Genomic DNA, 12,689 nt, shown 5'->3' on the forward strand with positions numbered 1-12,689 from the left:
CAAAGGAACGGAAGCCGCTCGAAGGGCCTTCTCGGAAGATGGACACGCTTAAAATCGCCGAGACGACGCTCTCGATCATCATTGCCGACATCACCACGCTTGAGGTCGATGCCATCGTCAACGCCGCCAATCAGTCGCTTCTGGGCGGCGGCGGGGTCGACGGAGCGATCCATCGCGCCGCCGGCCCGCAACTCCTCGAAGAATGCCGCACGCTCGGCGGCTGTCCGACAGGCGAGGCGCGCCTGACGGACGGCTATGATCTGCCGGCCCGCCACGTTATCCATGCCGTCGGCCCGCGCTTTAAAGGCGGCGGTCATGGCGAGGCGGAGCTTCTCGCCTCAGCCTACAAGCGCGCGCTCGATATCGCGGTAGAGAACGGCCTTGACACGATCGCGTTTCCGGCAATCTCGACCGGCATCTACGGCTTTCCCGCCGATCGCGCGGCGACGATCGCGACGTCCACCTGCGTCGGCTATTCGGAAGGCCATCCGGGCGCTCTGTCGGAAATCATCTTCTGCTGTTTTTCCGAAGAATCGGCCGAGCAGCATCGCCGCGCCCTCGCCGAAATCGGCCAGGAGGCGGAGATCGCCGACGAAGAGGCCCGGGCAGGACACCCGGGCCGATAATCAAACAGCCTATTCGGCCGCCTCGTAGCGGATCAGAAGGTCCTTGGCGTCGACGGCATCTCCGGCCTTGACGATGATCGCTTCGATCGTGCCGTCGCGGTCGGCATGGATCGCCGTCTCCATCTTCATCGCTTCGATCGACAAGAGCACGTCGCCCGCCGTCACCTTCTCGCCGGCCTTGACCGCGATCTGCGAGATGACGCCTGGCATCGGCGCGCCCACCTGATCGGCATTGCCCGCTTCCGCCTTCGGACGCCGCGCCGCATCGGCCGCGCCATGCGCCCGGTCCGGCACGCGCACGAAGCGCGGCTGGCCATTGAGCTCGAAGAAGACGCGCACCTGCCCCTCTTCGTCGGGCTCGCCGACCACCTGACAGCGGATCACGAGCGTCTTGCCACGCTCGATCTCGACCATCACCTCGTCGCCGGCTTCAAGGCCGTAGAAATAGACGGGCGTCGGCAGAACCTCCGTCGGCCCGTAATCCTCCTGCGCCCTGGCGAAGTCGGTGAAGACCTTCGGATACATGAGATAGGAGGCGAGCTCCTCGTCGGAGATCTCGTGATCGGCCGCTTCCGTGGCCTTCGCACGCTCCGCCTCCAGATCCGCCGGTTCCATCAAGGAGCCCGGCCGCACGGTGATCGGCGTGTCGTTCTTCAGAACCTTTTTCTGGATCGCTTCCGGCCAGCCTCCGGGCGGCTGACCCAGCTCGCCGCGCATCATCTTGACGACGGAATCCGGGAAGGCGATTTCACGGCTCGGATCGAGGACGTCGTCGACGGAGAGATCCTGGCTCACCATCATCAGCGCCATATCGCCGACGACCTTCGAGGACGGCGTCACCTTGACGATGTCGCCGAACATCAAGTTCACGTCGTGATAGGTGTGCGCCACCCGGTGCCAGCGCGATTCGAGCCCGAGGGACCGCGCCTGCTCCTTGAGATTGGTGAACTGCCCGCCCGGCATCTCGTGGAGATAGACCTCGGAAGCCGGCGCCTTGAGATCGCTTTCGAAGGCCGCATACTGGTAGCGCACGGCCTCCCAGTAGAACGCGATCTTGCGGATCGCATCGCGCGTCAGGCCCGTCGCCCGCTCGCCCGAGGCGAGCGCTTCCACGATCGAGCCGAGTGCCGGCTGCGAGGTGAGACCTGCGACGGAATCCATCGCCGCATCGACGATATCGACGCCTTCCTCCACCGCAGAGAGAACCGAAGCGGCCGAAATGCCCGACGTGTCATGCGTGTGGAAATGCAACGGCAGATCGGTCGCCTCGCGCAGCGCCTTGAACAGCGCCTTCGCCGCGGCCGGACGTAAGACACCCGCCATATCCTTGACGGCGATCATATGCGCGCCGGCTTTTTCCAGCTGCCTAGCGAGATCGACGTAATAGGCGAGGTTGTATTTGGAGCGGTCCGGATCGAAGAGGTCGCCGGTGTAGCAGATCGTGCCTTCGCAGATCTTGCCGCTCTCGATGACGGCATCCATCGACACCCGCATGTTCTCGACCCAGTTGAGGCAGTCGAAGACGCGGAACACGTCGACCCCCGCCTCGGCCGCCTTGGCGACGAAGAAGCGGACGACGTTGTCGGGGTAATTGGTGTAGCCGACACCGTTGGAGCCTCGAAGCAGCATCTGCATCAGAATACCCGGCGCTCCGGCGCGGATGCGTTTCAGCCGCTCCCACGGATCTTCCGTCAAGAAGCGCATGGCAACGTCAAAGGTCGCCCCGCCCCAGCATTCGAGCGAGAAGAGCTCCGGCAGCGCCGCCTGATAGGCCGGCGCGATCGCCGCGATGTCATGCGTGCGCATGCGCGTGGCAAGCAGCGACTGATGCCCGTCGCGCATGGTCGTATCGGTGACGAGCGTCCGCTTCTGTGCACGTACCCAGCGCGCCAGCCCTTCCGGCCCGTCGCGATCGAGGAGCTGGCGCGTACCGAGGAAATCCTCCGGCATCGCCTTCGCCTCGAACAGGGGCGGCACGGGCGGCGGCACATCGGCCGGCGGGCGCGGCCTGTTGCGTGTCTCCGGATGCCCGTTGACCGAGACGTCGGCGATATAATTCAACAGCTTGGTGCCGCGGTCGCGGCGCCGCACCGTATCGAAGAGCTCCGGCGTCTCGTCGATGAAGCGGGTGGTGTAGCTGTTATCCTGGAAAGACGGATGGGTGATGATGTTTTCCAGGAAGGTGAGGTTGGTCGCCACACCGCGGATGCGGAATTCGCGCAGCGCCCGGTGCATCCGCTTCAAGGCGTCTTCCGCCGTCGGCGCCCAGGCCGTCACCTTCTCCAGAAGCGGATCGTAATAGCGGGTGATCACCGCGCCCGAATAGGCCGTGCCGCCGTCGAGGCGGATGCCGAAGCCTGTGGCGCCGCGGTAGGCGGTGATACGCCCGTAATCCGGGATGAAATTCTCTTCCGGATCCTCCGTCGTGATGCGGCATTGCAGGGCATGGCCGTTGAGGAAGATCTTCTCCTGCGACGGCACACCGGACGCCGGATCACCGATCCTCTCGCCCTCGATCAGCTTGATCTGCGCCTTGACGATATCGATGCCCGTCACCTCTTCGGTGACCGTGTGCTCCACCTGAACGCGCGGATTGACCTCGATGAAGTGGAACTCGCCCGTCGCGGAATCCTGCAGGAATTCAACGGTCCCCGCACAGACATAATCGGCGGCCTTGGCGAGCTTCAGCGCATAGCCGCACAATTCCTCACGCTTTTCGGCGCTGAGATAAGGAGCCGGCGCGCGCTCCACGACCTTCTGGTGGCGCCGCTGCACGGAACAATCGCGCTCGAAAAGATGCACCTGGTTGCCGTGCCGATCGCCGAGAACCTGCACCTCGACATGGCGCGCATGCTCGACGAGCTTTTCCAGATAGACCTCGTCCTTGCCGAAGGCGGCCTTGGCTTCGCGCTTCGCCTGCCGCACGGTCTCCACGAGTTCCTTCTCGTTGGAGATGACGCGCATGCCGCGTCCGCCGCCGCCCCAGGAGGCCTTGAGCATGACCGGGTAGCCGATCTCGCTTGCGACTTCCTTCCAGCGGCCCTCGTCGTCCGGCAGCGGCTCGCTCGCCGGCATCACCGGCACGCCCGCCTCGACCGCGAGATTGCGCGCCGCGACCTTGTTGCCGAGCCGGCGCATCGTCTCCGGCGACGGGCCGATGAAAGTGATGCCCGCCTCGCGGCAGGCCTCGGCAAATTCCGGGCTTTCCGACAAAAAGCCGTAGCCCGGATGGATGGCGTCCGCACCGCTCGCCTTGGCGACGCGCAGAATCTCGTCGATCGAAAGATACGCCTCGATCGGACCCATCTGGTTCGGCAGATGCGACCCAGAGCCGATCAGATACGCCTCGTCGGCCTTGAAACGATGCAGGGCGAGCTTGTCTTCCTCGGCGAAGACGGCGACCGTCTTCAGCCCCAGCTCGTTGGCCGCGCGAAAAACGCGGATTGCAATTTCGGAACGATTGGCGACGAGGAGCTTAGAAACTTTCCGCAAGGCCACCCTCTCTCTGCAAGAACGCACTTTCTTACCGGCCAGTTTTCGGCGACGCAAATGAAGAGGCCCCCGGCTTGCGCCGGAGGCCTCTCTTTCAACTCAGCTGCGCGCGATCAGTAGCCCGCCGGGCACTCCGCGGTGTAGCGACGACCATAACGATCGCGGTAGTAGCAATAGCCGGGGCGGCTCGCCACCGAGCCGATGATGGCACCGGAAGCGGCACCGATCGCGCCACCAACCACGGCGCCTCCAACCGATTTCGTCGCAAGCCCGCCGATCGCTGCGCCGCCGACGCCGCCGATGGCAGCACCGGTCGCTGCGTTCTTATCCGTCTGCGTACAGGCAGTGATGCTGAGGGCAGCAACAGCAGCAATGGCAATGGCTTTAATTTTCATGCGTCCATCCTCTCCGTGTCCGGGTGCGGTCAACCGTTCTCACAACACGGGCACCCATGCCAAGGTTCCAAAAATTCCATCATCCATGCCGGAGGTTTAGGCGCGACCCCGCTCGCGGGCAAAATCTCAGGACACCGAGCCGAAGAGGAGTGCCAGCGGCGCGCGGCGAAAAAGCTCCGAAGCCGCGATCCGATCGCCCTCGACATCGCCACCGCCGAGAAGATCGGCGAAACGGGCCGCCCCGCCGGGCAGCGACACGAACGTGTCGGCAAAGGCGTCGACGCGCAAAGTGAGCCCGTCGTCCCGCTCGAGCAGCGAAAGCGGCAATCGCGGCACGATCACGACGAGGGTCTCGCCCTCCACGCGGCGCGCATAGGCGGTGATCTGCGCCGCCATCGGACCTTCGACGGCAAGCGGTTCGTAACTGCCCTCGAGGAAGAGCCCACGGTGCTCGCCGCGCAGGCGAAGCAGACGCTGCACGAGCCATGCCTTCGGCACCGCCTCGCGCCATCGGGAGAGCGCATCCGAAAAACTCATCTCGCCGAATTCATCGAGCCCGAATTCATCGAGCAACGCCCGGCGCCTGTCGAAATCGACCGGCCGGCGATTGTCGGGATCGACGAAGGAGAGATCCCATAATTCCGTGCCCTGATAGACATCCGGCACGCCGGGCGCCGTCAACTTGATCACCGTCTGAACCAGCGAATTGACCGCACCGGCTGCAAAGAGCGGAGCGCTCACCTTGAGGAAATCCTGGCGATAGGCGGCAAAATCGTTGGAGAGCGCCGAACGCACGAAGTTGGAGAGCTTTTCCTCATAGGCCGTATTGGCGGCCGTCCAGCTCGTCCGCTCTTTCGCCTCGCGCACAGCCTTCAGCATGAAGGCTTCCAGCCGCTCGACGAGATCGCGCATCCCGTCATGATCGTCCGGCTGAAGCTCCAGCGGCCAGCCGCCGAGGAGCGCCTGGTGGAACAGCCAGACGACATTCGGCTCCGGCGCCGGCCCGTCGTCGATCTCCGCCACGAGCGGCAGGAGGATCGCGTTCCATCGCTTCACCGCGTCCGCCCATTCCTCCGCCATTTCGCTGATCGTAGAGATCCGGGCGCGCGCATCCTCGCCGCGCTTGGTGTCGTGCGTCGCCGTCGTCGAGAGCGCCTGCGGCTGCGTTTCGAGCCGCTCCTGCATCGCGGGATGAAAGCTCGCCTGCGGGCCGGGCTCCGGCTCGCCGCCCACCTCGTTGAGCGCAATCAGCCGATTGAAGCGATAGAAGACCGTGTCCTCCAGCGCTTTCGCCATCATCGGCCCGGTCGTCTGCTGGAAGCGGCGGGCGAGATAAAGCGCGCTTGCGATCGTCTCGTGATCGGAGAGGTTTTCCAGAAGCAGAAGGCCGACCAGGAAATCGACGACCCCCGGATCCTCCACGAAGGGCGAGAGCTTCGCCTCCTCGCCGGCTTTTCGCAGGAGCTTGCGGTCCTGCTCGGATGCGCCGGACAGGTCGACATAGCTGCGATAGACGGGGAAGGATGTCGCGACCTCAATCAGCGCACGACGCAGCGAATCCGGCCCGTAATCGCGCGTCAGCGGATCGTTCTCGCCGATTTCGCGGGCGCGTTCGACGAGATAGGCGAGCTCGCCGGCGAGATTGTAGGTAAGAATGCGGCGCTTGGTTTCGCGCACAATCTCCGAAAACGGCCGAGTTTCGCCCGTCTCCTCGCGCCACGCCGCGTCGAGGCGGGAAAGCCCCTCCGTATCGACCTGCAGCGCCGTCAAGGCGTGGGCGAATTCGTAGCCGGTCGTCCCCGCCGTCCGCCAGGTTTCCGGCAGCCTTTCGTCGGGGCCGAGGATCTTCTCGACCACGACATAGGGAGCGTTCTCAATCTCCGCGAGCTGCGCGAGATAGGCCTTGGGGTCCGCAAGCCCGTCGATATGATCGATCCTGAGACCGGCGACATCGCCTCTCTCTGCGAGCTCTTTGACGAGCGCATGCGTCGCCTCGAAGACGGACAGGCGATCGACCTGCACGCCGACGAGATCGGTGATCTCGAAGAAGCGGCGATAGGTCAAAGTCTCCCGCGCCATGCGCCAATGCGCAAGCCGCCAGTTCTGCACTTCGTGGAGTTCGTGCAGCGCCTCTCGATCTGCCGAGATCTCGCCGACCGCTCCTTCGATCTTGGCAAGCGCCTCGGGATCTTCGGCAAGCATCGCAAGCCGCTCCTGGAGAAGCCCCGCCCCGTCGGCCGAACCCGTGGCGAAAGTCAGCGACAGCTCCTGAAAATCCGGCTCGTCGATCTCGCCCAGAATCCGGCCATAGGTATTCGGCGCCAGCGGCAGCGCGATGTCGTAATAGGTGAAGCGGAAGCGGCCTTCGTCCTTGTCGAAACGCAGCCCGAATTCCCCGTCTTCGAGAACCTTGCCATAGGGCGCACCGAGCGCCGGAATGAGCAGCTTCGCCGCCGACCAGTCGATGTCGAAATAGCCGGCATACTGGCTCTCCTCGCCCCATTCGAGCACGTCCGCCCAATAGGGATTGGCCGTCGACGCGCCCATATGGTTGGGCACGATGTCGAGGAGAAGCTTGAGGCCATTTGCCTTGAGAGCGTCAGCGAGGCGGGCAAACCCCTCCGCGCCGCCGAGCGCCGGGTCGAGCTCGGCGAAATCGGCGACGTCATAACCATGGGTCGAACCCGGCACCGCCGTGAAGATCGGCGAAGCATAGAGGTGGCTGATGCCAAGGCGCTTCAGATAGGGCGCGAGCCCGGCCGCTGTGTCGAAATCCATCCCCTCGCGAAACTGCAGGCGATAGGTGGCCGTCGGCACCGCCTCAAGCGGCGGACCTGCCTCACGCATGGGACGTCTCCATGAAGAAGGCGACGGCGAGCGCCGGCACGAGACCGTCGGCGATCTCCGCATCGACCCCCGGGCCGGAGACAAAGATCGGAGCCGACGGCTTGTAGCTGTCGGTGGAAACGGGCGTATCGCCGAGATTGGCGAGGAGCGTCAGCCGAGCCCCGTCGCCCATCGTCCAGGTGACGCGGAAACCATGGTCACCGAGGCGTTCCGTCTCGGCGTTCATCGCCCGCATGCCGGCAAGGCGCGGCACGATCTCGCGATGGCGCAAATGCAGGAGTTCGCGCGTGAAGGCGAGATGTTCATGCCCTTCGCCGCGCGCCGCACCCGACCAGTCGAGGCATGAGCGCTCGAACGTTTTCACGTCGTTCGGATCGGCGATCGCCGCCCGGCGCGCGGGGTCGCGAAAGCTCTCCCAGGCGGTGAACTCACGTCGCCGCCCCTCGCGCACGAGATCGGCGAGCTCGCCATGGAAATCGGTGAAGAACAGGAAGGGCTGCGTCTCGGCATATTCCTCGCCCATGAAAAGGAGCGGCAATTGCGGCTGCAGGAGGTGGATGGCCGTCAGAAGCCTGAGCATCTCCTCGTCGGCGAGCACGGCGAGCCGTTCGCCGTCGGCGCGATTGCCGACCTGATCGTGGTTCTGCAGGAACGTGACGAAGGCCGTCGGCGGCTGGCCGGCGCTCGCGACGCCACGCGGCCCGCCCCAATGTTCGGACACCTCGCCCTGATAGGCAAAACCCTCGCCCAGGATCCGCATCAGATGGCCGACGGGATCATCGGCGTAATCCTTGTAATAGCCCTCATGCTCGGCCGTTGCCGCACAATGCGCGGCGTGATGGAAATCGTCATTCCACTCCGCCGTGAAATAGCGCGGCGCGCCTTCCGCGTCGCGCTCGTGCAGAGAGACGATGTTGCGCTCGTCCTCCGTCGTCAGATGGATATGCCGGTCGGGCCATTTTTCGCGGATGCGGGAGGAAAGTTCGGGCAGGAGCGTCTCGGCGCCCGGCCCCTTGATCTGGTCGATCGCATCGAAACGCATGCCGTCGAGGCGGAACTCTTCCAGCCAGTAGAGCGCATTGTCGATGAAGAAGGAGCGCACGGCCGCGTCATCGTAATGGATGCCCGCGCCCCAGGGCGTGTGCCGCTCCGGGTCGAAGAAGGACGGGGCATACATGTGGAGATAATTCCCGTCCGGCCCGAAGTGATTGTAGACGACGTCGAGGATGACCATCAGATTTCGCTGATGCGCGGCATCGACGAGCGCTTTCAGCCCCTCCGGCCCGCCATAGGCGCTGTGCGGCGCATAGAGCAGAACGCCGTCATAGCCCCAGCCGCGATTGCCGGAAAACTGCGCCACCGGCAGAAGCTCGATCGCGGTGACGCCGAGATCGGCAAGATAATCGAGCCGTTCCTCGACCCCCGCAAAGGTGCCGGCCGGGCTGAACGTGCCGACATGCAATTCGTAGGTGACGAGCTCTTCGACCGGGCGCCCGCGCCAGCCCGCGCTCTGCCAGCGATAGGCCTTCGGATCGACGAGCCGGCTCGGCCCATGCACGTCGCCCGCCTGCGCCCTTGCGGCCGGATCGGGAACGGCAAAACCGTCTTCCAGCACGAACTGATAGTCCTGCCCCGCCTCGGCCTCCGGCACGGTGAGCTCGAACCAGCCGCGATCGGCCTTGTTCATCGCCAGATCCTGGCCGGCGAGGCGCAGCGTCAATGCGTTCTGAGCGGGAGCCCACAAGCGGAAACGGGCGCCGCCTTCCGGGCGCATGAATGCGCCCCATGTCGTTTCGAATAAGAAGCTCTGGGTCACGGAGTATATCGACTAAAAGTGTTGCGGGTGCAGTGTCCGGTCAACGCTCAGGCGATCCCAGCGTTCCGAGCCTCACGCGGGCATCGCCGTTTCGACGAGACGCGCCAGATAGCTCGCGCCGTAAGGTGCTGCACTGTCGTTGAAATCATAAGCGGGATGGTGAAGGCCGGCGGAATCGCCATTGCCGAGAAAGATGAAGGCGCCGGGCCTTGCTTCCAGCATATAGGAGAAATCCTCCCCCGCCATCAGCGGCGGCGTCTCTTCGGTGACCGCCCCCTCCCCGACGATTTCGCGCGCGACGGCCGCCGCCTTGTGCGTCTGCTCCTGGTGATTGACCGTCACCGGGTAATGCCGCTGGTAATCGAGACGGGCGCGCGCGCCGAAAGCCTGACCGATCGTCGGCACGAGCTCGTTCATGCGCCGCTCGACCAGATCGCGGATGGCCGGATCGAGCGTGCGCACCGTGCCCTTCAAGGTCCCGCGCTGCGGGATGACGTTGAACGTGTCGCCGGCGTGAAAGGTCGTCACGGAGACAACGGCACTCTTCAAAGGATCGACGTTGCGCGAGGCGACCGATTGCAGCGCATTGACGATCTGCGAGCCGACGAGAACGGGATCGACCCCGGCATGCGGCTTGGCGGCATGTGATCCCTTGCCCTCGATCTGGATGACGAAATTGTCGGTCGCCGCCATCAGCGGGCCCGGGCGGATGCCGAACTGGCCGACGGGAATGCCCGGCATATTGTGAAGACCGTAGATCTCGCTGATGGCAAAACGCTCCATCAACCCGTCTTCGATCATGGCGCGCGCCCCCGCACCGCCTTCCTCGGCCGGCTGGAAGACGATCACCGCGCGGCCGGCGAAATTGCGCGTTTCGGCGAGATAGCGCGCAGCGCCGAGCAGCATCGCCATATGCCCGTCATGGCCGCAGGCATGCATCTTTCCGGGCGTTTCGGAGCGCCATGGCTTGCCGCTCTCCTCCTCGATCGGCAGCGCGTCCATGTCGGCACGAAGGCCGATGCCGCGATCGCCGTCTCCGCGACCGCGGATGATGCCGACGACACCGCTTCGCCCGATGCCTTCCACCACCTCGTCACAACCGAAAGCGCGCAGTTTGTCCGCCACCACTTTGGCCGTGCGCGGCACCTCGTAGAGGAGCTCCGGGTGGCGGTGAAAATCGCGCCGCCATTGCGTGATCTCGTCGGCGGCTTCGGCAAGGGAGTTGATGACGGGCATGACGCGGCTCTCTCGTGAAAGAGCCGATGCTAGCGCCTGTGCCGCACCTGGCAAGCACAGAGAAATTGCCAGGCTTCGGGTCGGCGCTCAGGCGAGTGCTTCGGCCGCTCGGCCGCGCCGGTCGAGCCGGATCGTCCATAGGAGCAGCGCAAAAGTCATCGCCGCCCCGATCGCCGTCGCAACCGGCAGGCCCGGCCACAGCACGACGACACCCGCGACACCCGCCAGAAGTCTGAGCGGCCAGGCGAGCGGCGCCTCCATATAGCCCTCGAAAGCCGCACCGACGGCATAGGAGCCGATCACCGCCTGCGCGAAGACGAGAAGCACCTCCGGCACGCTGCCGTGCAGGAACGGCGTATAGGCGAAGAGGATCGGCACGATGTAGAGCCCCTTGGCGAGTTTCCAGGCCGTCATCCCCGTCGCCATATGCGGCGTGCGGGCGATCGCCGCGGCCGCAAAGGCGGTCAGACAGACCGGCGGCGTGACGTTGGAATCCTGCGACAGCCAGAAGATGATCATATGGGCCGAAAGAAGTGCTGCCGTGATCAGCGCCGGATCGAGCGCCTGGCCATGGACGAGGCGCAGGACTTCCGCGGGGGCCGCCGCGATGAAGGCGTTCGCCGCCTCGCGGCTCATCGGCGCAGCAAGCTTCGTCATCGCCTCGGGATCGGCGAGCAGGAAGGGCCCGCGTGCCGCCTCCGGCAAGGTGCCGGAAGTCAGAAGGTCGACGAGATAGCCGTTCTCGATCATGCCCTGAAGGGCGGGCGCGGAGAGCGTCGCGAGCACGATATAGGCGGCCGTCACCGGCAGCCCCATCCCGAGCACCAGCGAGGCGAGCGCGATCAAGAGGAGCGCGATCAGGAGATTGCCGCCCGCCCACTCGGCGATCATCAGCGAGAAGGTGTTGCCGATACCGGTCATGGCGATGACGTTGACGATAAGCCCGACGGCAATGAGAAGCACCGCCGTCATGATCATGTTCTGCGCCCCGAGCGCCAGGGCCTCCAGGATCGCCTTCGGTCCCATGCGGTTCTTGGTGAGCCAGGAGGCGGCAACGACGGAGAGGATCGCCCAGCCGGCGGCATAGACCGGGGTGAAGCCGTAGATCAGAAGTCCGATCAGGGTTGCGACGGGGACGAGGAAGGCCGGGCCGCCCGCCTTCAGCACCTCCCAGGCGCTGCGGCTTTCGTCGTCGACGCCGACGATATGGTGCTTCTTCGCCTCGATCCGGACGAAGAAGGCCACGGTGAGGAAATAGGCGATTGCCGGCAGCGTCGCGACGGCGACGATGTCGAGATAGGGGATCTGCGTGTTCGACGCCATGACGAAGGCGCCCGCCCCCATGATCGGCGGCATCAGTTGCCCACCGGTCGAGGCGGCTGCTTCCACGCCGGCGGCGAAACGTGGCGGAAAGCCCGATTTCTTCATGAGCGGAATGGTGATGACGCCGGTCGACACCGTATTGGCGACGGCCGAGCCGGAGATCGTGCCGGTCAGTCCCGAGGCAAAGACAGCGACGAAGCCGGGACCTCCGACGAGACGGCCGGCGAGCGCGCGGGCAAGATCGATGATGAAATCACCCGCTCCAGAGCGCACCAGAAACGCGCCGAAAAGGATGAACATGAAGACGAAACTCGCAGAGATCCGCCCGATCGTGCCGAACATGCCCTCATCGGCGAAGATCGATCGGAAGAGAACCGTCTCGGTGGAGAGCCCGGCGAAGCGGAAAACGCCGGGCGCATAGGCACCGAGAAACGACACATAGGAGAGCGCCAGGACGATGAGGACCGGGATGATCGGCCCCGTCGTGCGCCGCGTCAGCTCGATCGCACCGAGAATGACGAGAATTCCGGCCACCCAATGCTCGGGCGACAGACGCACCCCCTGCGCGTAGATCGCCGTCTCCGAGCCGATGATGAAGAGCGTCGCACCGGCGATCACGGCGCCGGTGGTGGCGTCGAGCCAGAGCGGCGCCACGAAGCGGCCGATCTTCATCGGATAGCGCAGGCAGGCAAGAAAGGCGAAACCGGCAAAGTGAATGCCGACGAGCCACAAGGTCGACACGCGCCCGTCGATGTTCGCCCAGATATGGAAGAGCGAGATGGCAATGCCGCAGGCGGCGAAAACCCTGGCGGGCCAGGAGACGAGGCTCCTGACATGCGTTTCGACTTCGCCGTCGACATCCTTCTGAGGCGCGGCCTGCTCAGACGCGTCTTGCGCCTCGCTCATCGTCCGATCCCTGCAGCTGGAAAACTTTCGCGGAGATAGAAAGACGCC

The 12,689-nt window shown here is 64.9% G+C and carries 7 protein-coding genes; 1 reads left to right on the forward strand and 6 read right to left on the reverse strand.

Features of this window, described 5'->3' with window-relative positions; all coding sequences use genetic code 11:
* Nucleotides 1–38 precede the first annotated feature (38 nt).
* Entirely contained in the window at nt 39–626 is a 588-nt protein-coding gene (locus NYQ83_RS13685) for an O-acetyl-ADP-ribose deacetylase (protein WP_261215350.1), read from the forward strand.
* A 9-nt stretch (nt 627–635) separates the two neighbouring features.
* Here the strand turns inward: NYQ83_RS13685 and pyc are convergent, their stop codons facing one another.
* The 6 genes from pyc to NYQ83_RS13715 all read right to left on the reverse strand — a co-directional run bounded on the left by pyc (nt 636) and on the right by NYQ83_RS13715 (nt 12,641).
* Entirely contained in the window at nt 636–4,118 is a 3,483-nt protein-coding gene (pyc, locus tag NYQ83_RS13690) for a pyruvate carboxylase (RefSeq protein ID WP_409977003.1), read from the reverse strand.
* Between the two features lie 113 nt (nt 4,119–4,231).
* Nucleotides 4,232–4,507: a glycine zipper domain-containing protein gene (locus NYQ83_RS13695; RefSeq protein WP_370642387.1), complete on the reverse strand. Its 276-nt coding sequence runs from the start codon at nt 4,505–4,507 to the stop codon at nt 4,232–4,234.
* Between the two features lie 132 nt (nt 4,508–4,639).
* The gene (treY, locus tag NYQ83_RS13700) at nt 4,640–7,360 is read right to left on the reverse strand and encodes a malto-oligosyltrehalose synthase (protein ID WP_261215352.1); all 2,721 of its coding nucleotides are present in this window, start codon (nt 7,358–7,360) and stop codon (nt 4,640–4,642) included.
* A complete protein-coding gene (gene treZ / locus NYQ83_RS13705) occupies nt 7,353–9,134 on the reverse strand; it encodes a malto-oligosyltrehalose trehalohydrolase (protein ID WP_261215353.1) in 1,782 nt (593 codons plus the stop codon). Before treZ ends, treY begins: the two co-directional genes overlap by 8 nt.
* A gap of 114 nt (nt 9,135–9,248) precedes the next feature.
* The gene (locus NYQ83_RS13710; RefSeq protein ID WP_261215354.1) at nt 9,249–10,412 is read right to left on the reverse strand and encodes a M20 aminoacylase family protein; all 1,164 of its coding nucleotides are present in this window, start codon (nt 10,410–10,412) and stop codon (nt 9,249–9,251) included.
* Between the two features lie 87 nt (nt 10,413–10,499).
* Complete coding sequence (locus NYQ83_RS13715) at nt 10,500–12,641, reverse strand: TRAP transporter permease (protein WP_261215355.1); 2,142 nt, start codon at nt 12,639–12,641, stop codon at nt 10,500–10,502.
* Between the last annotated feature and the right edge of the window lie 48 nt (nt 12,642–12,689).

This window comes from Afifella sp. JA880 (genome assembly GCF_025379905.1).
GTDB classification, from domain to species: Bacteria; Pseudomonadota; Alphaproteobacteria; order Rhizobiales; family Afifellaceae; genus Afifella; species Afifella aestuarii.

Excerpts from the sequence above, each read along its gene's own strand:
- treY (WP_261215352.1), bottom strand. The coding sequence starts at position 7,360 with ATGCGTGAGGCAGGTCCGCCGCTTGAGGCGGTGCCGACGGCCACCTAT.
- NYQ83_RS13710 (WP_261215354.1), bottom strand. The coding sequence starts at position 10,412 with ATGCCCGTCATCAACTCCCTTGCCGAAGCCGCCGACGAGATCACGCAA.
- treZ (WP_261215353.1), bottom strand. The coding sequence starts at position 9,134 with ATGCGCCCGGAAGGCGGCGCCCGTTTCCGCTTGTGGGCTCCCGCTCAG.
- NYQ83_RS13715 (WP_261215355.1), bottom strand. The coding sequence starts at position 12,641 with ATGAGCGAGGCGCAAGACGCGTCTGAGCAGGCCGCGCCTCAGAAGGAT.
- NYQ83_RS13685 (WP_261215350.1), top strand. The coding sequence starts at position 39 with ATGGACACGCTTAAAATCGCCGAGACGACGCTCTCGATCATCATTGCC.